19 protein-coding genes are annotated in these 23,370 nt (G+C 71.0%); all 19 read left to right on the forward strand.

Features of this window, described 5'->3' with window-relative positions:
• Nucleotides 1-1,647 carry a Mur ligase family protein gene (locus tag DEJ30_RS07780; protein WP_110860143.1) on the forward strand — a complete coding sequence of 549 codons (1,647 nt, stop codon included), beginning with the start codon at nt 1-3 and terminating at the stop codon, nt 1,645-1,647.
• Nucleotides 1,644-3,152, forward strand: a complete 1,509-nt coding sequence (murF, locus tag DEJ30_RS07785) for a UDP-N-acetylmuramoyl-tripeptide--D-alanyl-D-alanine ligase (RefSeq protein ID WP_110860145.1) — start codon at nt 1,644-1,646, stop codon at nt 3,150-3,152. Before DEJ30_RS07780 ends, murF begins: the two co-directional genes overlap by 4 nt.
• A complete protein-coding gene (gene mraY, locus DEJ30_RS07790) occupies nt 3,149-4,252 on the forward strand; it encodes a phospho-N-acetylmuramoyl-pentapeptide-transferase (RefSeq protein WP_110860147.1) in 1,104 nt (367 codons plus the stop codon). The genes murF and mraY overlap by 4 nt, the downstream gene beginning before the upstream one ends.
• A gap of 4 nt (nt 4,253-4,256) precedes the next feature.
• Nucleotides 4,257-5,792 carry a UDP-N-acetylmuramoyl-L-alanine--D-glutamate ligase gene (gene murD, locus DEJ30_RS07795; RefSeq protein ID WP_110860149.1) on the forward strand — a complete coding sequence of 512 codons (1,536 nt, stop codon included), beginning with the start codon at nt 4,257-4,259 and terminating at the stop codon, nt 5,790-5,792.
• Complete coding sequence (gene ftsW / locus DEJ30_RS07800) at nt 5,755-7,020, forward strand: putative lipid II flippase FtsW (protein WP_027465248.1); 1,266 nt, start codon at nt 5,755-5,757, stop codon at nt 7,018-7,020. The genes murD and ftsW overlap by 38 nt, the downstream gene beginning before the upstream one ends.
• On the forward strand, nt 7,017-8,114 hold the full coding sequence (gene murG, locus DEJ30_RS07805; protein ID WP_110860151.1) for an undecaprenyldiphospho-muramoylpentapeptide beta-N-acetylglucosaminyltransferase: 1,098 nt from the start codon (nt 7,017-7,019) through the stop codon (nt 8,112-8,114). The genes ftsW and murG overlap by 4 nt, the downstream gene beginning before the upstream one ends.
• On the forward strand, nt 8,111-9,532 hold the full coding sequence (murC, locus tag DEJ30_RS07810; protein WP_110860153.1) for a UDP-N-acetylmuramate--L-alanine ligase: 1,422 nt from the start codon (nt 8,111-8,113) through the stop codon (nt 9,530-9,532). The genes murG and murC overlap by 4 nt, the downstream gene beginning before the upstream one ends.
• Nucleotides 9,529-10,803 (forward strand): FtsQ-type POTRA domain-containing protein, encoded by a 1,275-nt coding sequence (locus DEJ30_RS07815; RefSeq protein ID WP_110860155.1) that lies wholly within the window; start codon nt 9,529-9,531, stop codon nt 10,801-10,803. Before murC ends, DEJ30_RS07815 begins: the two co-directional genes overlap by 4 nt.
• Before the next feature lie 146 nt (nt 10,804-10,949).
• Nucleotides 10,950-12,110 (forward strand): cell division protein FtsZ, encoded by a 1,161-nt coding sequence (gene ftsZ, locus DEJ30_RS07820; protein WP_027465251.1) that lies wholly within the window; start codon nt 10,950-10,952, stop codon nt 12,108-12,110.
• Nucleotides 12,111-12,117: 7 nt separating this feature from the next.
• A complete protein-coding gene (locus DEJ30_RS07825) occupies nt 12,118-12,840 on the forward strand; it encodes a YggS family pyridoxal phosphate-dependent enzyme (protein WP_110860158.1) in 723 nt (240 codons plus the stop codon).
• 41 nt (nt 12,841-12,881) lie between these two features.
• The gene (locus DEJ30_RS07830; RefSeq protein WP_110860160.1) at nt 12,882-13,466 is read left to right on the forward strand and encodes a cell division protein SepF; all 585 of its coding nucleotides are present in this window, start codon (nt 12,882-12,884) and stop codon (nt 13,464-13,466) included.
• A gap of 68 nt (nt 13,467-13,534) precedes the next feature.
• The gene (locus DEJ30_RS07835; RefSeq protein WP_017886631.1) at nt 13,535-13,831 is read left to right on the forward strand and encodes a YggT family protein; all 297 of its coding nucleotides are present in this window, start codon (nt 13,535-13,537) and stop codon (nt 13,829-13,831) included.
• A 185-nt stretch (nt 13,832-14,016) separates the two neighbouring features.
• A complete protein-coding gene (locus DEJ30_RS07840; RefSeq protein WP_181420046.1) occupies nt 14,017-14,694 on the forward strand; it encodes a DivIVA domain-containing protein in 678 nt (225 codons plus the stop codon).
• Between the two features lie 2 nt (nt 14,695-14,696).
• Nucleotides 14,697-15,383 (forward strand): signal peptidase II, encoded by a 687-nt coding sequence (gene lspA, locus DEJ30_RS07845; protein WP_258369873.1) that lies wholly within the window; start codon nt 14,697-14,699, stop codon nt 15,381-15,383.
• On the forward strand, nt 15,380-16,309 hold the full coding sequence (locus DEJ30_RS07850) for an RluA family pseudouridine synthase (RefSeq protein ID WP_110860164.1): 930 nt from the start codon (nt 15,380-15,382) through the stop codon (nt 16,307-16,309). Before lspA ends, DEJ30_RS07850 begins: the two co-directional genes overlap by 4 nt.
• A 1,060-nt stretch (nt 16,310-17,369) precedes the next feature.
• On the forward strand, nt 17,370-20,849 hold the full coding sequence (gene dnaE / locus DEJ30_RS07855; RefSeq protein ID WP_375231872.1) for a DNA polymerase III subunit alpha: 3,480 nt from the start codon (nt 17,370-17,372) through the stop codon (nt 20,847-20,849).
• An 11-nt stretch (nt 20,850-20,860) separates the two neighbouring features.
• On the forward strand, nt 20,861-21,211 hold the full coding sequence (locus tag DEJ30_RS07860) for a DUF2200 domain-containing protein (RefSeq protein WP_110860168.1): 351 nt from the start codon (nt 20,861-20,863) through the stop codon (nt 21,209-21,211).
• Entirely contained in the window at nt 21,208-22,062 is an 855-nt protein-coding gene (locus DEJ30_RS07865) for a hypothetical protein (RefSeq protein ID WP_110860170.1), read from the forward strand. The genes DEJ30_RS07860 and DEJ30_RS07865 overlap by 4 nt, the downstream gene beginning before the upstream one ends.
• A complete protein-coding gene (gene hisD / locus DEJ30_RS07870) occupies nt 22,059-23,366 on the forward strand; it encodes a histidinol dehydrogenase (RefSeq protein ID WP_110860173.1) in 1,308 nt (435 codons plus the stop codon). The genes DEJ30_RS07865 and hisD overlap by 4 nt, the downstream gene beginning before the upstream one ends.
• The last annotated feature ends 4 nt before the right edge of the window (nt 23,367-23,370 follow it).

Raw genomic sequence — 23,370 nt, forward strand, 5'->3', positions numbered from 1 at the left:
TTGTCCGCACGGATCCCCCCGGTCCTCCGACCCGAACACCCGACCCCGAGGGCCGTCTCCGAACTCGCCAACGCGTTCGGTCTGCGAGTCGTCGGCTCGGTCGACAGCATCGAGACCACCGGGGTCACCCTGAGCGCCACCGAGGTGCAGCCGGGTGACCTGTTCGTCGGCGTGCACGGTGCGAACCGGCACGGCGCACAGTTCGCGACGGAGGCCGCCGAGCGCGGCGCCGTCGCCGTCCTGACCGACCAGGACGGCGTCGCACTGGTCGAGCCGTCCGGGCTGCCGGTGCTCGTGGTCGACGACCCCCGCGCCGCCCTCGGCGACGTCGCGGCGTGGGTCTACCGCACCCACCCCGACGAGGCCACCGACCTGCCGCAGCTGTTCGCCGTCACCGGCACGAACGGCAAGACGAGCACGTCGTACATCCTCGAGGGCATCCTCAAGCAGCTCGGTCTGGTCACCGGCCTGAGCTCGACCGCGGAGCGCCACATCGGTTCGCTCAGCGTGACGAGCCGCCTGACCACGCCCGAGGCCAGCGAGATGCACGCGCTCCTCGCTCGCATGCGCGAGAGCGAGGTCCGCGCGGTCGCCGTCGAGGTCAGCGCCCAGGCCCTCAGCCGGCACCGCGTCGACGGCATCGTCTTCGACGTCGCAGCCTTCACGAACCTGTCGCACGACCACCTCGACGACTACGCCGACATGGAGGAGTACTACCAGGCGAAGCTCCCGCTGTTCCAGCCCGAGCACGCCCGTCGTGGCGTCGTCTCGCTGGACACCGACTGGGGCCACCGCGTGGTGCAGGACTCCCGCATCCCGGTCACCACGATCACGGTGCACCCCGACGTCGAGGCCGAGTGGCACGTCGACATCGTCGAGGCGCACGCCGCGTACACCGAGTTCCGCCTGACCGGCCCCGAGGGCCGCGAGCTGACCACCCGTGTGCCGCTGATCGGCTGGCACATGGCGGCGAACGCGGCACTCGCGATCGTCATGCTCGTCGAGGGCGGGTTCGAGCTCGGTGCCATCGCGCACGCGCTGGAGAGCAACCACCGCCGCTACCCCGACGAGGACGACGCGAGCGAGCGCGACGGCGAGACGCACCGCGTCTCCGCCATCGAGTGCTACCTGCCCGGCCGCACCGAGCGGGTCTCCGGCGAGCAGGGCCCGAGCGTCTACGTCGACTTCGGCCACAGCGCCGACGCCTTCGAGAACACCCTCGCGGCGGTCCGGCAGTTCACCTCCGGCAAGGTCCTCATGCTGTTCGGCGCCGACGGCGACCGGGACACCACGAAGCGCGGCGACATGGCCCGTGTGGCCGCGGCGGGCAGCGACATCCTCGTCGTCACCGACCACCACCCGCGCTTCGAGGACGCCGCGTCGATCCGGAAGACCCTGGTCGACGCCGCACGTGCCGCCCACCCCGACCACGAGATCCACGAGGTCAGCCCGCCCGAGGCCGCGATCCGCACGGCCGTGGGCCTGGTCGGCGAGGGGGACTCGATCCTCTGGGCCGGTCCGGGGCACCAGGACTACCGCGACATCCAGGGCGTCCGCACCCCGTACTCCGCCCGCGACGAGGCCCGTGCGGCCCTGCGCGAGGCCGGCTGGGAGCCGAACTCCGGTCCGGCGGAGGACGTCCGATGATCGCCATGACCCTCGCCGAGATCGCCGCCGCGATCGGCGGCGAGCTGATCGGCGGCGCCCAGGCCACCGACGTCTCCGAGCCCGGCGACCTGGTCGTCGACGGCTCGGTCGAGACCGACTCGCGCCTGGTCCGCCCCGGCAGCGTCTTCTTCGCCCTGCCCGGCGAGGTCACCGACGGCCGACGCTTCGTGCCCGCGGCCGTCGACGCCGGGGCTGCCCTGGTCATCACGCCCGAGCGTGTGGACACCACCGCGCCGCAGATCGTCGTCACCGACGGGTACGAGGCCCTCGCCGCGCTCGCGCACGAGGTGGTCACGCGCGTCCGGATGAGCACCGCGGACCGCGTCGACGCCGACGGGCGCCCGGCACCCCTGCGGGTCGTCGGCATCACCGGCTCGAACGGCAAGACGAGCACGAAGAACATGCTCCGCACGATCCTCGAGCAGCACGGCGCGACCGTCGCGCCCGAGGGCTCGTTCAACAACCACGTCGGCGCACCGATCTCGATGCTCCGCGTGACGTACGACACCCGGTACCTGGTGGTCGAGATGGGCGCGAGCGGCGTCGGCCACATCGCCAAGCTCGTCTCGATCGCCGAGCCCGACGTCGGCGTCGTCCTCAAGGTGGGCCTCGCGCACGCCGGCGAGTTCGGCGGCATCGAGGCGACGCAGCGCGCGAAGTCCGAGATGGTCACCGACCTCCCCGCCTCCGCGACCGCCCTCCTCAACGTCGACGACGACCGGGTCGCGTCGATGCGCGACCTGACGGCCGCCCACGTGGTCGGCTTCGGCACGTCGGCGGACGCCGACTACCGCATCACCGGCATCGAGACGGACCGCAGCGGCACCCGCTTCACCCTCACCGCGCCTCCCGTCCGCACCGAAGGCGAGCGTCCGACGGACGCGACCCTGTCTGGAGGCCCGGATCACGTCGACGTCCGCCTCGCGATCCTGGGTGAGCACCACGCCATGAACGCGTCCGCCGCGCTCACGGTGGCCCACTTGTGGGGCGTCCCGCTCGCCGACGGCGCCGCGGCGCTCGCGTCGATGACGCGCGCCGAGCGCTGGCGCATGGAGCTGCTCCAGGGCGGCCCCGAGGGCGTCACCGTCATCAACGACGCGTACAACGCGTCGCCCGACTCCACCGCGGCGGCGCTGCGGACCCTGGCGCAGATCGTGCGCCCGGGGGAGCGGACCGTCGCGGTGCTCGGTGAGATGGCCGAGCTCGGTGAGTTCTCCGTCGAGGAGCACGACCGCATCGGTCGGCTCGTCGTCCGCCTCGGCATCGGACAGCTCGTGGTCGTCGGCCGCGGCGCGATGCCCATCCACCAGGCCGCCACCCTCGAGGGATCGTGGGACGGCGAGTCCGTGTACATCGAGGACGTCGACGACGCCGTCCGTGCCATGCAGGAGATGCTCCGCCCCGGCGACGTCGTCCTCGTCAAGTCCTCGAAGTCTGCCGAACTGCGATTCCTCGGCGACCGCCTCGGAGGTGTCACCGAATGATCGCGCTCCTCGTCGCCGGCGCCACGTCGCTGGTGTTCACGTTGCTGCTCACCCCGTTCTTCATCAAGCTGTTCCACCGTCTCGGGTGGGGGCAGTTCATCCGCGACGACGGTCCGCAGTCCCACCACACCAAGCGCGGGACCGCCACCATGGGCGGCATCGTCCTGATCATCGGTGCGGTGATCGGGTACTTCGTCGGCCACCTGGTCGGGCGTGACTCGATCACGCTGTCCGGGCTGCTCGTGCTGTTCCTGATGGTCGGACTCGGGTTCGTCGGCTTCATCGACGACTTCCTCAAGGTGCGGCGTCAGCGGAGCCTCGGGCTCGGCGGCTGGGCCAAGGTCCTCGGTCAGGTCATCGTCGGCGTCATCTTCGCCACGATCGCCCTGGTCGTGCCGACGTCGAACGGCAAGCCGCCGGCATCGACGATGATCTCGGCGATCCGCGACGTGCCGTGGCTCGACTTCATGGCGCTCGGCACGGTCATCGGCACCGTGCTGTTCCTCGCCTGGATCGTCCTGCTGACGGTGTCCACGTCGAACGGTGTGAACGTGGCCGACGGGCTCGACGGCCTGGCCACGGGGTCGAGCATCCTGGCGATCGGCTCGTACGTCATCATCGGGTTCTGGCAGTCGAACCAGATCTGCGGCGGCGCCCGGCTCGACTCGAGCACCGCACACGCCTGCTACACCGTGTCGAACCCGCTCGACCTCGCCGTGGTCGCGGCCGCGGTCTGCGGTGGACTCATCGGGTTCCTCTGGTACAACACCTCGCCCGCGCAGATCTTCCTCGGTGACACCGGTTCGCTCGGCCTCGGCGGTGCCCTGGCCGGCCTCGCGATCCTCAGCCGCACCGAGCTGCTGCTCATCCTCATCGGTGGCCTGTTCTTCATCGTCACCGGCTCCGTCATCCTGCAGCGTGCGTACTTCAAGATCACCCACGGCAAGCGCATCTTCCTGATGAGTCCGCTGCACCACCACTTCGAACTGAAGGGGTGGGCCGAGGTGACCGTCGTCGTCCGCTTCTGGATCATCGCCGGGCTCTTCGTCGCGGCGGGGGTCGGACTCTTCTACCTCGAATGGATCGCACGCGTTGGTTGACCCGGTGTCCTCGCCGTCCCGCCTGAACTCCCTCGACAGCTGGTACTCCGAGGGGTGGAAGGGGCTCAACGTCGCCGTCCTCGGCCTCGGTGCCACCGGCTTCTCGGTCGCCGACACGCTCGTGGAGCTCGGCAGCGAGGTGACGGTCTACTCGACCGACGCCCCCGCCGACAGCGTCGAGCTGCTCGACGTGATCGGTGCCCGGTTCCTGCAGACGCCGCTCGACACCGTCCCGGACGCACTCGTCCAGCAGGCACCCGACGTCGTCATCGTGTCGCCGGGGCTGCCCCCGCACAACGCCACCGTGCGGTGGTCGGCGACGAACAGCACCGTCTGGGGCGACATCGAGCTCGCCTGGCGCGTGCGCGACAAGGTCGTCCGCGGCCCGGTCGCGGCCCCCTGGATCACGATCACGGGCACGAACGGCAAGACCACGACGACACAGCTCACGACCGCGATGTACGAGGCCGGCGGCCTGCGTGCCGTCGCGTGCGGGAACATCGGCGTGCCGGTGCTCGACGTCGTCCGCGACCCGGTCGGCTACGACGTGCTCGTCGTCGAGCTCTCGAGCCACCAGCTGCACTACGCGGCGACGTCCGGCGACGGTGCCGTGGTGCCGCTCGCGAGCGCCTGCCTGAACATCGCCGACGACCACCTGGAGTGGCACGGCTCGGCCGAGGCGTACCGCGCGGCGAAGGCCAAGGTCTACGAGCGCACCGTGATGGCGTGCGTCTACAACACCTCGGACGAGGCCACTCGGCGGATGGTGCAGGAGGCCGACGTGGTGGAGGGCTGCCGTGCGGTCGGCTTCACCCCCGGCGTCCCCGCTCCCGGTGACGTCGGCATCGTCGAGGACGTCCTGTGCGACCGGGCGTTCAACGACGACCGCCGCAACAGCGCGCTCGAGCTGTCGACGCTCGCCGACCTCGAGGCCGCCGGGCTCGCCAGCCCGCACATGACCATGAACGTCCTGGCCGCCGCCGCGCTGGCCCGTGCCGGCACCGTCCAGCCGAGCGCCATCCGGTCGGCCGTCCGGGCGTTCCGCGCCGACCACCACCGCACCGAGCTCGTGGCCCGGGCGGACGGCATCACGTGGGTCGACGACTCCAAGGCCACGAACCCGCATGCCGCCACCGCGTCGCTCGCGTCGTTCGACACCGTCGTGTGGATCGTCGGCGGCCTGTTCAAGGGCGTCGACGTCGACGGTCTGGTCGAGCGCTTCGGCCCCGGCGTCCGCGCCGTCGTGGTGATCGGCACCGACCGGACACCCGTCCTCGAGGCATTCGCGCGACACGCGTCCACGGTCCCGGTGCTCCAGGTGGAGACGACGGACACTGATCAGGTCATGCGCGAGGCGGTCCGGCATGCCGCATCGGTCGCGAGGCCGGGCGACACCGTCCTCCTCGCCCCGGCGGCGGCGTCGTTCGACCAGTTCGGCTCCTACGCCGACCGGGGGCAGCGTTTCGCGGCCGCGGTCAACGAGCACCTGGGAGGAGAAGTCGATGGCGACGACACCGACGGATCTTCCGAACAGCCGTAACGGCCGGACCGCGTCGACCCCACGACGGACGAACGGCGCGATCGTCGCCGTCAAGAACGTCTTCGTCGCGGAGTCCAGCACCTTCTACACGATCCTCGGCGTCACGCTGTTCCTCGTCGTCTTCGGCGTCGTGATGGTGCTGTCCTCGTCGAGCGTCGAGGAGTACGCGGCGACCCACGACTTCTTCGGGGCGGCGTCCCGCCAGGGCCTGTACGCCGTGCTCGGTGTGCCGCTCATGCTCATCGCCAGCCGGGTCCCGACCCGGATCTGGCGGAAGTGGGCGATGCGGCTGCTCGGTGCTGCGCTCGTGCTGCAGCTGCTCGTGTTCACCCCGCTCGGCATCGACATCCAGGGCAACCGGAACTGGATCGAACTCGGGTCGTTCACCGCGCAGCCGTCCGAGGTCGTGAAGCTCGGGCTGGTGCTCGGCATCGGCGCCATCATCTACGTCAAGCGGGACAAGCTCGACGACTGGAAAGAGGTGTTCATCCCGATCGGGATCGCCTCGATGCTCTCGCTCGGGCTCGTCGTCCTCGGTGGTGACCAGGGCACCGCGATGGTCATGCTCATCCTGGTGTTCGGCGCGCTGTACATCGGCGGCGTCCGCGCTCGGCACCTGCTCGTCGGCCTCGGTGCGTTCGCCGTGATGCTGCCCTTCGTGACGATGGCCTCGGCCTCGCGCTCGACCCGCATCAGCGCCTGGCTGTCCGGGTGCACCGACACCAGCCAGTACCAGGACATCTGCTGGCAGCCCGTGCACGGCATGTGGGCGCTCGCGTCCGGCGGCGTGTTCGGCGTCGGCCTCGGCAACTCGAAGGCGAAGTGGTCGTGGCTGCCTGAGGCGGACAACGACTACATCTTCGCGATCATCGGCGAGGAGCTCGGCCTGATCGGCGCCGTCGTGGTGCTCAGCCTGTTCGTGGTGCTCGCCGTCGGCATGATCAAGATCATCCGGCAGTCCCGCGACCCCTTCGTGAAGACGGTCACCGGTGGCATCCTCGCGTGGATCATCGGCCAGGCGCTCATCAACATCGCCGTCGTGCTCGGCCTGCTGCCCGTGCTCGGTGTGCCCCTGCCGCTCATCTCGGCCGGTGGTTCTGCCCTCATCATGACCCTGGTGGCGATCGGCGTCGTGCTCTCCTTCGCGCGTGACCTGCCCGGCAAGAACGACCCCGGCCTGACGAACGCCCCACTCGGCCGGACCTCCACGAACGGATCACTGCGGTGAGCAAGTACCTCTTCGCCGGCGGCGGCACCGCCGGCCACGTCAACCCCCTGCTCGCGGTCGCCGACCGGTTGACCGAGCGGGAGCCGGGCGCCGAGGTGCTCGTGCTGGGCACCGCCGAGGGGCTGGAGTCCCGCCTCGTCCCGATGCGCGGCTACGAGCTGCTGACGATCCCGCGCCTGCCGTTCCCCCGGAAGCTCAACGGCGCGGCCCTGCGCTTCCCGCAGCGCTTCGCGGCGGCGGTCAAGCGGACCGAGCAGATCATCCGCGACCACGAGATCGAGGTGGTCCTCGGCGTTGGTGGCTACGCGGCCGCTCCGGCGTACATCGCCGCGCGCCGCACCGGCACCCCGATCGTCGTGCACGAGCAGAACGCCAAGCCCGGGCTGGCGAACCGCCTCGCCGCCTTCCTGACCGAGCACGTCGGCCTGACCTTCTCGAACACGCGCCTGCGCCACGGCCGCGTCGTCGGCATGCCGCTCCGTCGCGAGATCGAGTCACTCGACCGCCGCGCTGTCCGGGCCGAGGGGCTCACCGAGTTCGGGCTCGACCCGGACCGACCCGTGCTGCTCGTGACCGGCGGCTCCTCGGGTGCGCGGAGCATCAACCGGACGATCAACGAGTCCGCCGCCGCCATCGTGGGTGCCGGCTGGCAGGTCCTGCACGTCGTGGGTGCCGCGTCGGACATCGGCCCCAGCGACCTGGACGGCTACCACGTGCTGCCCTACTGCGACCGGATGGACCTGGCCTACGCGGCGAGTGACTTCGTCGTGTCACGCTCCGGTGCCGGCATGGTGTGCGAGCTGACCGCCGTCGGGCTGCCGAGCGTGCTCGTGCCCTACCCGGTGGGCAACGGTGAGCAGCGCCACAACGCGAAGGACGTCGTCGACGCCGGGGGAGCCGTCCTGGTGGCCGACGGGGAATTCGACCAGGACTGGGTGACGTTCCAGCTGCTGAGCATCCTGCAGGACCGCTCCCGCATCGCGGACATGACCGTGCGGGCGGGCAGCGTCGGCCACCGCGACGGCGCCGACCGGATGACCGACCTGGTCCTCGACGCCGCGAAGCAGGCCCCCAGCACCACGGAGGAACGATGACCATCAAGCCGGACCTGACCCAGCCGATCCCGGACGACCTGGGCACGGTGCACTTCGTCGGCATCGGCGGCGCGGGCATGAGCGGGATCGCCCGGATGTTCCTCGCCGCCGGGCACCGCGTGACGGGCAGCGACTCCCGCGAGACGGAGACGACCGGCACGATGCGCGACCTCGGCGCGACCGTGCAGATCGGTCACGACGCGGCAAACGTCGGCCGGGCCGACACCATCGTCGTCACGAGCGCCCTCTGGCCCGACAACCCCGAGCTCCTCGAGGCGCAGCGCCGCGGTCTGCCGGTGCTCCACCGCTCGCAGGCCCTCGCCGCCCTGATCGCCGAGCACCGCCTCGTCGCGGTCGCCGGTGCGCACGGCAAGACCACCTCGACCGGCATGATCGTCACCGCGATGGTCGAGCTCGGCCTCGACCCGAGCTTCGTCAACGGCGGCGTCATCCAGTCCCTCGGCACGAGTTCGGCCCCGGGGTCGAGCGACCTGTTCGTGGTCGAGGCCGACGAGTCCGACGGCTCGTTCCTGCTCTACGACGTCGCCGTGGCCCTGGTCACCAACGTCGACGCCGACCACCTGGACCACTACGGCAGCGAGGAGGCCTTCACCGAGGCCTTCGTCGAGTTCGCCGCGAAGGCGAGCGAGCGCGTCGTGATCTCGAGCGACGACGCCGGTGCGAAGACGGTCACGGCCGGCATCCGCCAGCGCCCGGACGCGCCCGAGATCGTCACGTTCGGCGAGGCGGTCGACGCGGACGTCCGCATCGAGGGCATCACCGAGTCGGCCGGCGTCGAGGTCGACTTCCGTGCCGATGGTGAGGCGTACCACCTGACCCTCCGCGTGCCCGGCCGGCACAACGCGATCAACGCCGTCGGCGCCTTCGCGGTCCTCACCGGTCTCGGCGTCGCCCCGGCCGACGCGATCCGCGGGCTCGAGGCGTTCGGCGGCACCCAGCGCCGCTTCGAGCTGCACGGTGTCGAGCGGGGGGTCTCGGTCTACGACGACTACGCCCACCACCCGACCGAGGTCGCCGCGGCGCTCAAGGCCGCCCGCAACGTCGTCGGCGACGGCCGCATCATCGCGATCCACCAGCCGCACCTGTACTCACGCACCCGTCTGATGGCCGGCGACTTCGCCGAGGTGTACGAGGAACTCGCCGACCACACGGTCGTGCTCGACGTCTACGGCGCCCGCGAGGACCCGGAGCCCGGCGTGACCGGCGCCCTGGTGCAGGAGCGCTTCGCCGACCAGTCGCGCGTCGAGTTCCTGCCCGACTGGGACGAGGCCGCGGCACGCGCGGCCGCGGTCGCCCGTGACGGCGACATCATCATGACGCTCAGCTGCGGCGACGTGTACCGGATCATCCCGCAGGTGCTCGGGGCCCTGGGGGCCGACGGAGCGTCGTCCCGGTGAAGCGCCCCGAGGGGTTCGACGAAGGGGATGCCCGCAGGGACGCCCCGGCCGAGGCCGCGGAAGCGCCCCGGCAGCGTCGTGGTCCCTCGAAGCCGCGGCTGCCGTTCCGCGGACGCGTCGCCGACGCCCGGGAGGCCCGTCCCACGTCCGCCTCGGAAGCCCCGGTCGACGGAACGGTCGACCCCACCCTCGCGGACCAGCCCGACGCCGACGCCTCCGGTCCCCAGCGGGACCGCGTCGGCGCCTTCGCCGGTGCGGCCGGACGCCGGTTCGGCGCCGGACTCTCCACCGTGGCTGACCGCCTGCGCGAGTACACGCCGAACGAGGACCACCGGGACCCGGAGGCCGACCACCGCGACGCGGAACGCCGAGCCGCCACGAGCGGTGGAGCCGACCACGACGCGACCGTGACCGACGTGCTCGACGCGACCGGTGCCTCCCGGACCGACCAGCACGCCGAGGCGCCCATCGGGGCGCGGGTGCGCGCTGCCGAGACCGCGCGTGAGGCACGCATCGCGAAGCGTCGACGCCGGTTGCTCGAGCGTGCCGAGGTCCGCCGGTTCACACGGCGCAGCCGGCACCGTCGCGCCGCGTGGATCACGGCGGCGAGCGTCGTCCTCGTGCTCGGGGTCTCGATCCTCGTCGCGGTGTTCTCACCGTTGATGGCGCTCCGCACGATCGAGATCAAGGGCACCAACCGCGTCGACGAGTCCGCGCTGCGCCAGGCGCTGTCCGACCAGATCGGCACGCCCCTGGCCCGGCTCGACTTCGACGCGATCAAGCGGGACGTCGCCGGCTTCCCGCTCATCGAGAGCTACGTGACCGAGGAGGCTCCGCCGCACACGCTCGTCGTCACGGTGACCGAGCGCACGCCGGTGGTCGCGGTGCAGTCCGGCAGCACGTTCGACCTCGTCGACCCCGCGGGCATCGTCGTGCAGTCGTCGCCGAAGCGTCCCGCCACGATGCCGCTCGCCGACATCGGCCGGGCGCGCCTCGGTTCGGCGAGCTTCCGCACCATGACCGAGGTCGTGCTGGCGCTGCCGTCGACCGTGCGGTCCCAGGTGACACGTGTCGCCGGGTCGACGGCCGACGACGTCACCCTGACCCTCAAGGACGGCTCGACCGTCGTGTGGGGGAGCCCGGACGACTCGGAGGCGAAGGCCGAACTGCTCGCCGCGCTGGTCAAGGACCACGCGGCGCGGAACCCCGGCGTCGTCGTCGAGTACGACGTCTCGGCACCGGACAACGGCGTGATCCGCGCCAAGGACTGAATTGCCGGACCTGATCGGCGACACGCGGCGTGGCGGGGCGACAGTGCGCCGAACGCACCCGTAGCGTCGAAGGCAGCACCACATCTACCAGCATTGCCCCTGAACTTCAAGTAGAGGTTGAGGGTTCGACCGGAGGCCTGACTGACGTGACCACGAACCACAACTACCTCGCCGTCATCAAGGTCGTCGGTGTCGGCGGCGGCGGCGTCAACGCCGTCAACCGCATGATCGAGCTCGGTCTCCGTGGCGTCGAGTTCATCGCGATCAACACCGACGCCCAGGCCCTGCTGCTCAGCGACGCCGACGTCAAGCTCGACGTCGGCCGCGAGATCACCCGCGGCCTCGGTGCCGGCGCCGACCCGGAGGTCGGCCGTCGCGCCGCCGAGGACCACGCCGAGGAGATCGAAGAGGCCCTGGCCGGCGCCGACATGGTGTTCGTCACCGCGGGCGAGGGCGGCGGCACCGGCACCGGCGGCGCACCGGTCGTCGCACGCATCGCGAAGTCCATCGGCGCGCTGACCATCGGTGTCGTCACGAAGCCCTTCAGCTTCGAGGGCAAGCGCCGCCAGTCCCAGGCCGAGAACGGCGTCGCGGGCCTCAAGGACGAGGTCGACACGCTCATCGTCGTCCCGAACGACCGCCTGCTCGAGATCAGCGACCGCGGCATCTCCATGGTCGAGGCCTTCGCCACGGCCGACCAGGTGCTCCTCGCCGGTGTGCAGGGCATCACCGACCTCATCACCACCCCGGGCCTGATCAACCTCGACTTCGCCGACGTCAAGAGCGTCATGCAGGGTGCGGGTTCCGCGCTCATGGGCATCGGGTCGTCCCGCGGCGCCGACCGTGCGATCAAGGCGGCCGAACTCGCCGTCGCGTCGCCGCTGCTCGAGGCCTCGATCGACGGTGCGCACGGCGTGCTGCTGTCGATCCAGGGTGGGTCGAACCTCGGCATCTTCGAGATCAACGACGCCGCGCGTCTGGTGCAGGAAGCCGTGCACCCCGAGGCGAACATCATCTTCGGCGCGGTCATCGACGACACCCTGGGCGACGAGGTCCGTGTGACCGTCATCGCCGCGGGCTTCGACGGCGGCGAGCCGGCGCAGCAGCAGAAGGAACGTCGCTCGAGCTACGTCGACCCGGAGTCGAGCGCCGCGGCGCCCGTCGCCGCCTCGACCGGCGCGATCGAGGACTCCACCACGTCGAGCCCGTCCTGGGCCTCGCAGGAGCACCAGCCGCCGGTGCAGCGCGCCGCCGACCCGGCGTTCGACGACGACGACGAGCTCGACGTCCCCGACTTCCTGAAGTAACCCACCCTTGGTAGCCGACACGCGCCTCCAGGCCTCGTCTCACGATGACGGACTGGAGGCGCGCGTTGCGTCCGTCAGGGGCGGCATCGCCGACGCGGCGCGCGCCGCAGGGCGGTCACCGGACGAGCTGACGCTCGTCGTCGTGACGAAGTACCACCCCGCGTCGCTCGTCCGTGAGCTCGCCGCGCTCGGCGTGACCGACGTGGGGGAGAACCGCCACCAGGAGGCGCAGGCGAAGGCCGCGGAACTGGCGGACCTCGGCCTCACCTGGCACTTCGTCGGGCAGCTGCAGTCGAAGAAGGCCCGGCAGGCCCGGCGGTACGCCGACGTCGTGCAGTCGCTCGACCGTGGCTCCGTCGTCGACGCGTTCGCCCCGACCGAGGCCGACCCGGAACCCCGGGTCATCGACGGGTTCGTGCAGGTGAACCTCACCGACGACCCCGGACGTGGCGGGGTGCAGCCGGACGACGTCGACGCCATGGTGTCGCGTGTGCTGGCCACCGGGACGATCCGGCTGCGGGGTGTCATGGCGGTCGCGCCCCTGGACGAGGAGCCCCGAGCCGCCTTCGCCCGACTCCGCTCGATCTCCGAACGGGTCGTGGCGCTCGAGCCCGCTGCGACCGACATCTCGGCCGGGATGAGCGGGGACTACGCCGAGGCGATCCTCGAGGGCGCGACACACCTGCGGATCGGCACCGCAATCACGGGAAACCGGCCGCCCGCACCCTAGCCTCGTTGCAGGGCACCACGAGCACGAACCCCGGAGGAACCATGGCCAACCCGCTGAAGAAGACGATGGTCTACCTCGGCCTCGCCGATGAGGAACTCGACTACGAGGACGAGCAGCAGCCCGAGCCCGCGCGCCAGCAGGCAGCCCCCGCCCGCCAGGCCGCAGCGGCTGCTCCGGCGCCCGCCGAACAGCAGGAGACCCCCGCCGCGGCAGCAGCCCCCGCGGCCGCTCCCGCAGCGGCACCGGCTCCCACCAAGACGCACACCCACCAGCGCGGCGCCCAGGTCACTCCGCTCCGCCGCTCGCACACGACCGCACAGAAGGCGACCCCGGTCCAGGAAATGAACGAGATCCTCACCGTCCACCCGCGCGAGTACAAGGACGCCCAGTCCATCGCCGAGAGCTTCCGCGACGGCATCCCCGTCATCATCAACCTCTCGCAGATGACCGAGGGTGACGCCCGACGCATGATCGACTTCGCCTCGGGGCTGTCGCTCGGTCTGTTCGGCAAGATCGAGCGCGTCACGAACAAGGTCTTCCTCCTGTCGCCGGCGCACGTCGCAGTGAGCGGTGAGCCTGCTGAGGTAGAGTCCGACATCGAGGCGAACTTCTTCGCCCAGTCCTGAGCCGTACCCGGCACACCCGCCCCTGAGCGTCGTCTGACGACGCTCGCCCGAGACGAGCGAGCCCCATCGTGTCCGTGATCCTAGGGATCATCTCCCTCGCGTTGCTCCTGTACTTCTTCGTGATGTGGGGGCGTTTCGCGCTCGACCTCGTGCAGAGCTTCAACCGTTCCTGGCGTCCGCGCGGGGGCATGCTCGTGGTGTCCGAGTTCGTCTACACGATCACGGATCCGCCCATCCGAGCGGTGCGACGGGTGCTCCCGCCGCTCCGCCTGGGGCCGGTCGCGCTCGACTTCGGCTGGACGATCGTGATGCTCGTCGTCATCATCGCCCGGTTCGTGGTCGCCGCTCTGGCACGCGGTATCTGAGCGGACTCCCGTCCGCGACACGCGCCACGCCAGGCGCGCGGCACGGTTCCGCCCCATCGTCGGTGTACGGTGGTCGGGATCGATGCCCGCTCCGGTGGCGCATCCGCACCGCACGGTGAGACTGGTACATTCGGTCTCACCGCACGCGGTTCCACACGTTCAGCAGTTCTATTGAGGTGACGGCAATGGCTTTGACGCCGGAAGACGTAGTCAACAAGCGGTTCCAGCCGACGAAGTTCCGCGAGGGCTACGACCAGGACGAGGTCGACGACTTCCTCGACGAGGTCGTGGTCGAGCTCCGTCGCCTGACCGCGGAGAACGACGAGCTCCGCCAGCGCCTGCAGGCGGCCGAGTCGGCCCCGCAGCCGGCGCAGGCCGAGCAGCCTGCTCCCGCAGCCGAGCCGGAGCCCACCCCGGCCCCGGTCGAGGCAGCACCGGAGCCCGCTCCGGTCGCCGCGGCGGCACCGACCACCACGGTCCCCGCCGACGAGGACACCGAGGGCACCACGAACCTCCTGACCCTGGCGCGTCGTCTCCACGAGGAGCACGTCCGCGAGGGCATCGAGAAGCGCGACGCGCTCATCGCCGAGGGCACGGCCCAGGCCGCTCGCCTGGTCTCCGAGGCCGAGGCGAAGCAGCGCCAGATCATCGCCGACACCGAGAACACGAACCGTCAGCGTGTCGCGGTGCTCGAGCAGGAGCAGCGCCAGCTCGAGGGCAAGATCGACGAGCTCCGGACCTTCGAGCGCGACTACCGTGCGCAGCTCAAGAGCTACATCCAGGGGCAGCTCTCCGAGCTCGACTCGGGCGAGCAGTCCGGTCTCACCCCGGCGCCGGCTTCGGCGCAGGGCTTCGGCAACTGACGTTGTCGCGACCAGCATCACGAGCGAAGGTCAGTGTCCGCGCGATCGCGGCACTGGCCTTCGCCGCTGTCGTGGTGGTGGCGTTCGACCAGGTCGCCAAGACGCTGGTCGTCGCGAACCTGCCGTACGGCACCCCCGTCCCGGTCCTCGGCGGGGCGTTGCAGTTCCTGTACGTCCGGAACCCCGGGGCGGCGTTCTCGTTCGCGGTGAACATGACCTGGGTGTTCTCGGTCATCTCGGCCGCGGTCGTCGTCGCGATCATCGTGTACTCGCGTCGCATCCGGTCGATGTGGTGGGCCATCGTGCTCGGCATGCTGCTCGGTGGCGCGCTGGGCAACCTGCTCGACCGGCTCTTCCGTGAGCCCGGCTTCGGTCGTGGCCACGTCGTGGACTTCATCTCGACGCCGTGGATGATGCCGGCGATCTACAACGTCGCCGACTCCTTCATCTGCATCAGCATGGTGGTCTTCGTGCTGCTGGTGATCCTCGGGGTGAACCTCGACGGCACCCGCACGCTCTCGGCCAAGCGCCAGGCGCAGCTCGACGCGGCGGAGCCGCTCGACGCGGCGCAGCCGCTCGACGGTGGGGCCGCGTTCTCGTCGGCTGACGCGGTTGTCGACGAGCCGACCCGCGCCTCCAGGCCGGAGGACCGCGACCGTCGCGACACGCTGGGCCACGACGCCACGTGACCGAATCGCGTTCTCTTCCCGTGCCCGACGGGCTCGCCGGTGAGCGCGTCGACGCCGCCATCGCGAAGCTCCTCGGCTTCAGCCGGTCGTTCGCGGCCGACGTCGTCGCCGCCGGGGGCGTCCGCGTCGACGGGGTGCCCGTCGACAAGTCGGACCGGCTCCAGGCCGACTCCTGGCTCGAGGTCGAGTGGACCCCGAAGGAGCCGCCGCGCATCGTTCCGGCGGCCGTGCCGGGCATGACGATCGTGCACGACGACGAGGACATCGTCGTCGTGGACAAGCCCGTCGGCGTCGCTGCGCACCCCTCGCCGGGGTGGGACGGGCCGACCGTGCCCGGGGGCCTCGCTGCCGCCGGCTTCACGATCGCGACGTCCGGCGCCGCTGAACGCGCCGGGATCGTGCACCGCCTCGACGTCGGGACCTCGGGACTGATGGTGGTCGCGAAGACCGAGCGTGCGTACACACACCTCAAGCGGGCGTTCAAGGAGCGCACGGTCGAGAAGGTCTACCACGCACTCGCGCAGGGCCACCCGGACCCGACCTCTGGCACGATCGACGCGCCGATCGGCCGGCACCCGTCGAGCGACTGGAAGTTCGCGGTGACGTCGGAGGGCAAGCCGAGCGTCACCCACTACGAGACGCTCGAGGCCTTCCGCGCCGCCACCCTGCTCGAGGTGCACCTGGAGACCGGGCGCACCCACCAGATCCGGGTGCACATGGCGGCGACACGCCACCCGCTCGTCGGGGACACGATGTACGGCGCCGACCCGGTATTGGCGGCCGAGCTCGGGCTCACGCGCCAGTGGCTCGACGCCGTCCGGCTGGGCTTCGACCACCCCCGCACGGGCGAGTGGGTGTCGTTCGAGGCGCAGTACCCGGACGACCTGCAGGCCGCGATGGAGCAGATCCGGAGCGCGTCGCGCTGACGCGCCCGGCCGCTTGTGCCGAGGGGTCACGAACTGTCGGCTGCGAGGCCGCCAGGCGACGGGTTCTGTACCCGCGGCGGCGCGCGTGCGGCGTGTCCTGCCCGCTCGGTGGCGCGCCCCGCGCGTGTCCCGACCCGCTGCCGGTCCGGAGGCGCGGTGCGGCCCCGCCCGTGCCTCCAGGCCGACGCGCCCCGCATGCGCCGAGAGGTCACCAACTGTTGGCTGCGAGGCCGCCAGGCGACGCTTTCCGCACCCGCGGCGGTCGGTCTGCGGGGTGTCCTGCCCCCTCGGCGGCGCGCCCCGAGCGTGTCGCGACCCGGGGCCGGTCTGGAGGCGCGGTGCGGCCCCGCCCCGCGCCTCCAGTCCGACGCGCCCAGCGGCTTGCGCCGAGGGGTCGCGAACTGTCGGCTGCGAGGCCGCCAGGCGACACTTCCCGCACCCGCGGCGGTCGGCCTGCGGGGTGTCCTGCCCCTCGGCGGCGCGCACCGCGCGTGTCGCGACCCGGTGCCGGTCTGGAGGCGCGGTGCGGCCCCCGCCACGCGCCTCCAGGCTGCCGCGCCCGGCTGCTTGTGCCGAGGGGTCGCGAACTGTCGGCTGCGAGGCCGCCAAGCGACACTTCCCGCACCCGCACCCGCGGCGGTCGGCCTGCGGGGTGTCCCGCCCCCTCGGCGGCGCGCCCCGCGCGTGTCGCGACCCGGTGCCGGTCTGGAGGCGCGGTGGGGCCCGCCCCGCGCCTCCAGGCTGCCGCGCCCGGCCGCTTGTGCCGAGGGGTCGCGAACTGTCGGCTGCGAGGCCGCCAGGCGACACTTTCCGCACCCGCTGCGGCTCGTCTGCGGCGTGTCCTGCCCCCTCCGCGACGCGCCCCGAGCGTGTCGCGACCCGGTGCCGGCCTGGAGGCGCGGTGCGGCCCCGCCACGCGCCTGGCGTCCGCCCCGACGCGCGCGGGAATGTGGGCGGCCGCGGTTAGGCTGTTCCCACCCCGCAGCACACCGTACGAACCGGAGGTTCCGTGTCGGATTCCGACTCCTTCGTCCACCTGCACGTGCACAGCGAGTACTCGATGCTCGACGGTGCCGCCAGGCTCTCCGACCTCGTGGCGGAGACCGCCGCGCAGGGGATGCCCGCCGTGGCGGTGACCGACCACGGCAACATGTTCGGCGCCTTCGAGTTCTGGAAGGCCGCGAAGGCCGGCGGCGTCAAGCCGATCATCGGGACCGAGGCGTACATCACGCCGCGCACGCACCGCTCGGACAAGACCCGTGTGCGCTGGGGTGACGGCGGTGGCGACGACGTGTCCGGTGCCGGCTCGTACACGCACATGACGATGTTCGCCGAGAACACGACGGGCATGCACAACCTGTTCCGTCTGTCGTCCAAGGCGTCGCTCGAGGGCTACTACTTCAAGCCCCGCATGGACATCGAGCTCCTGCAGGAGTACCACGAGGGCATCATCGCCACGACGGGCTGCCCCTCGGGGGAGATCCAGACGCGCCTGCGTCTCGGCCAGTACGACGAAGCAGTGCAGGCGGCCGCCGACTACCGCGACATCTTCGGCAAGGAGAACTACTTCGCCGAGGTCATGGACCACGGCCTCGAGATCGAACGCCGGATCATGAGCGACCTGATCCGCCTGGCGAAGGATCTCGACATCCCGCTGGTCGGCACGAACGACCTGCACTACACGCACGCCCACGACGCCAAGTCGCACGCGGCACTGCTCTGCGTGCAGTCCGGCTCGACCCTGAACGACCCGAACCGCTTCAAGTTCGACGCCGACGAGTTCTACCTGAAGACCCCGGCGCAGATGCGGCATGTCTTCCGCGACAACCTCGAGGCCTGCGACAACACGCTGCTCATCGCGGAACGCTGCAACGTCGAGTTCGACACCTCGGCCAACTACATGCCGAAGTTCCCGGTGCCCGAGGGCGAGACCGAGCACTCCTGGTTCGAGAAAGAGGTCGCGAAGGGGCTGGACTACCGGTACCCGGACGGCATCTCGAAAGAGGTCCAGGACCGCGCCGACTACGAGGTCGGCATCATCAACCAGATGGGGTTCCCCGGCTACTTCCTGGTGGTCGCGGACTTCATCAACTGGTCCAAGAACAACGGCATCCGCGTCGGTCCGGGGCGTGGCTCCGGTGCCGGCTCGATGGTCGCGTACGCGATGCGCATCACCGACCTCGACCCGATCCGGCACGGCCTGATCTTCGAGCGGTTCCTCAACCCGGACCGCGTCTCGATGCCCGACTTCGACGTCGACTTCGACGACCGGCGCCGCGGTGAGGCGATCAAGTACGTCACCGAGAAGTACGGGTCGGAGCGCGTCGCGCAGATCGTCACGTACGGCACGATCAAGGCGAAGCAGGCACTCAAGGACTCCTCGCGCGTCCTCGGGTTCCCGTTCGGCATGGGCGAGAAGCTCACGAAGGCGATGCCGCCGCCCGTGATGGGCAAGGACATCCCGCTCACCGGGATCTTCGACAAGGACCACCCGCGCTACAAGGAAGCCGTCGACGTCCGCACCGTGGTCGAGACCGACCCCGAGGCGAAGACCGTCTTCGACACCGCACTCGGGCTCGAGGGGCTGAAGCGCCAGTGGGGCGTGCACGCGGCCGGCGTCATCATGTCGAGCGACCCGCTCATCGACATCATCCCGATCATGAAGCGGGAGCAGGACGGCCAGATCGTCACGCAGTTCGACTACCCGGCAGCGGAGTCGCTCGGCCTGATCAAGATGGACTTCCTGGGGCTCCGCAACCTCACGATCATCAGTGACGCCCTCGACAACATCAAGACGAACCGTGGGATCGAGCTCGACCTCGAGAACATGGGTCTGGAAGACCCCGAGGCGTACGCGCTCCTGCAGCGCGGCGACACCCTCGGCGTGTTCCAGCTCGACGGCGGGCCGATGCGCGGCCTGCTGCGCCTGATGAAGCCTGACAACTTCGAGGACATCTCCGCGCTCATCGCCCTGTACCGCCCGGGGCCCATGGGAGCGAACTCGCACACGAACTACGCGCTCCGCAAGAACGGCGAGCAGCCGATCACGCCGATCCACCCGGAGCTCGAAGAGCCCCTCAAGGACATCATCGGCACGACCTACGGCCTGATCATCTACCAAGAGCAAGTGATGGCCATCGCGCAGAAGGTCGCCGGGTTCTCCCTCGGCCAGGCGGACATCCTCCGCCGCGCGATGGGCAAGAAGAAGAAGTCCGAGCTCGACAAGCAGTACGCGGGCTTCCAGCAGGGCATGAAGGACAACGGGTACTCCGACGCGGCGATCAAGACGCTGTGGGACATCCTGCTGCCCTTCTCCGACTACGCGTTCAACAAGGCGCACTCCGCCGCCTACGGTGTGGTGTCCTTCTGGACCGCCTACCTCAAGGCGCACTACCCGGCCGAGTACATGGCCGCCCTGCTGACCTCGGTCGGCGACGCCCGCGACAAGCTCGCCCTGTACCTGAACGAGTGCCGCCGGATGGGCATCAAGGTGATGCCGCCGGACGTCAACGAGTCGATCGGCTTCTTCGCCGCAGTCGGCGACGACATCCGATTCGGCATGGGTGCCATCCGCAACGTCGGGTTCAACGTCGTCGACGACATCGTCAAGGCCCGGACCGAGAAGGGCGCCTTCGAGTCGTTCCACGACTTCCTGCGCAAGATCCCGATCTCGTCGGCGAACAAGCGCACGGTGGAGTCGCTCATCAAGGCCGGTGCCTTCGACGAGTTCGGCGACACCCGACGCGCCCTGGTGGAGATCCACGAGGGCGCGGTCGAAGGTGCGGTCAAGGTCAAGCGCGACGAGGCCCACGGCAACGTCGGGTTCGACTTCGACTCGCTCTTCGCCGAGGCAGCCGAGGACGCCCCGAGCGCCGCGGTGTCGCAGGTGCCGGACCGCCCGGAGTGGTCCAAGCGCGACAAGCTCGCGTTCGAGCGGGACATGCTCGGGCTCTACGTGTCCGACCACCCGCTCGCCGGGCTCGAGATCGAGCTCGCGAAGCACCAGTCGATCACCATCGCCGACCTGCTGACCGCCGACGACTCGATCGAGGGCGAGACGGTGACCGTCGCCGGCCTGCTGACGAGCGTGCAGCACCGGGTGGCGAAGACGAGCGGCAACCCGTACGGCATCGTCGACATCGAGGACTTCGGCGGCCAGATCGGCGTGATGTTCCTGGGCAAGACGTACCAGGAGTTCGGCCCGTCGCTGGTGCCCGACTCGATCGTCGTGCTTCGTGGCCGCGTCAACGTGCGCGACGACGGCAAGGCCCTGCACGCGGTGAGCATGTTCCAGCCGAACGTCGGCGACGCGATGGGGTCCGGCCCGCTCACCCTGTCCCTGCCGGAACGACAGGCCACGACGACCACGGTGACGGAGCTCGCCGCCGTGCTCGGCCGCCACCAGGGTGACACCGAGGTCCGGCTGAAGCTGCTCAAGGACGACGTCGCGCGCACCTTCGAGTTGCCGTTCCCGGTGAACCTGACCCCCGACCTGTTCGGCGAGCTGAAGAGCCTGCTCGGACCCCGCTGCCTGGTGTAGGAGCGTCGACCATGGCCGGTCACCGGATCTTCGGGACGCCCGTCGCGGACGTCTACGGGCACTACCTGGCGAAGGTGGAGCGGAAGGGCCACACGAAGGCGGAACTCGACACCGTCATCGAGTGGCTGACCGGCTTCGACGACCTGGCGCTCGCGCAGCACCTGGCCGACCGGACCACGTTCGAGGACTTCTTCGCCAGCGCGCACCTCAACCCGAACGCCCCGCTCATCACCGGGGTGATCTGCGGGGTGCGGATCGAGGAGCTCGACGACCCGCTCATGCGGCAGATCCGGTACCTCGACAAGCTCGTCGACGAGGTCGCCACGGGCCGGCCGATGGTGAAGATCCTGCGGACCGCGTGACCGACGGCCAGCCGGCACCGCACGTCCTCCGGGCGTTCGGCGTGCACGACCGGCCGCTCGAGCGCCTGGGCGGCGGGCGCGGACTCACGTGGCGCGCCGGGGACGTCGTCCTCCGCCCGTCCGGTGACCGCCTGGAGGCCCGGTGGCGGTCCGCCACACTGGCGCGGCTGGTCCACACGGCCGGGTTCCGGACGCCGCGCCCCGTCGCCGCCACGTCCGGGGACTGGGTCGTGGACGCCCGCGCCGACGCCGGCACCGGCGTCAGCACCGGCGACGACGGTTGGGAGGCCTGGCGGTGGGTCGACGGTCGGACCGACCCGACTCGCGTGGACGACGTGATCGCCGCGGGTGCAGCGTTCCACCGCGCGATCGCCCATCTGCCACGCCCCGACTTCCTCGACCACCGCGGAGAGCCCTGGAGCCGGGCGGACCGCATGGCCTGGGGCGGAACAGCCCTGCCCGATGACCCGACGCTGGATCGCCTGGCCGCGACGTTCCGGCCGGTGACGTCCCCGTCGCAGCTCGTCCACGGCGACCTGCTCGGCAACGTGCTCTTCACGCCGGGGGAGCCGCCGACGGTGTTCGACTGGGCACCCTACTGGCGCCCGCCGGGCCTCGGCGCCGCGATCGCCGCGGTCGACGCCGTGTGCTGGCACGGGGTCGCCGTCGGTCGGCTCGGCGTGCTCGGCACCGGCGTCCCCGAGTGGCCGCAGCTGCTCGTCCGTGCGCTGGCCTTCCGGATCGCCACGCTGCACCTGCTCGACGCGTGGGACGCCGACCAGACCGCCCGCCACCGGCCCGTGGTCGACGCCGTCGTGCAGCACGCCGCCGGTACGCTGGAGGCCTCATGATGCAGCGAATCGACCTCCGCGGCGGCCTCCCCGCCCGTGCCGAACTCCTCCGACTCATGCCCCGTGCCGCGGGTGACGTGTCGCACGCCGTCGATGCCGCGCGCGAGTTGATCGAGGACGTCCGACACCGTGGGGCCGCGGCCCTGCACGACCAGGCCGAGCGCTTCGACGGCGGAGCTCCTGCGAACGTACGGGTGTCCGCTGCCGAGATCACCGCCGCCGTGGCCGGGCTCACCCCCGAGGTCCGAGCAGCACTCGACGAGGCCATCCGCCGCGTCCGGGCCGCGAGTGCCGCGCAGATCCCCGCCCCGGCCGTGACGACCCTGGCCGGCGGCGCCGAGGTCCACCAGCGCTGGCAGCCGATGCGCCGTGTGGGGCTCTACGTGCCCGGTGGCAAGGCCGTCTACCCGTCCAGCGTCGTGATGAACGTCGTCGCGGCCCAGGTCGCAGGCGTGCCCTCGATCGCCCTCGTGTCACCGCCGCAGCGCGACCACGGCGGCGCGGTGCACCCGACGATCCTCGCCGCGGCGGGGCTGCTCGGCATCGACGAGGTCTACGCGATGGGTGGCGCCGGAGCCGTCGGTGCGCTGGCGTACGGCGTCGCCGACATCGACCTCGAGCCGGTCGACCTGGTCACGGGGCCTGGCAACAACTACGTCGCCGCCGCCAAGCGTCTGGTGCGCGGGGTGGTGGGCATCGACTCCGAGGCCGGGGCGACCGAGATCCTCGTGATCGCGGACGACACCGCCGACGCCGGGTTCGTGGCCGCCGACCTCATCAGCCAGGCCGAGCACGACGAGCAGGCCGGCAGCGTGCTGGTGACGACGTCCGCGGCGTTCGCCGACGCGGTGGAGGCCGCGATCCCGGAACGCACCGCGGTGCTCGGGACGGCTGCGCGCCTCCAGGCCGCCCTGGACGGACCGCAGTCCGCGATCGTCCTGGTGGACTCGCTGACCGACGCGGCGACCGTGAGCAACGCGTACGGGCCGGAGCACCTCGAGATCCAGACGGTCGACGACGACGCGGTGCTGGCCGACATCGACGCCGCCGGTGCGGTGTTCGTCGGGCCGAGCACGCCGGTGAGTCTGGGGGACTACCTGGCCGGGTCGAACCACGTGCTGCCGACCGGCGGCCAGGCCCGGTTCGGGTCCGGGTTGTCCGCGTCGACGTTCCTGCGGCCCCAGCAGATCGTCCGGTACACGCCCGAGGCCCTGGCCGAGGTCGCGCCGCACATCGTCGCGCTGTCCACCGAGGAGCAGCTCCCCGCGCACGGGGCCGCCGTGACGGAGCGCACGAACCGATAGCCTG

The sequence above is a fragment of the Curtobacterium sp. MCPF17_003 genome (assembly GCF_003224385.1).
GTDB classification, from domain to species: Bacteria; Actinomycetota; Actinomycetes; order Actinomycetales; family Microbacteriaceae; genus Curtobacterium; species Curtobacterium flaccumfaciens.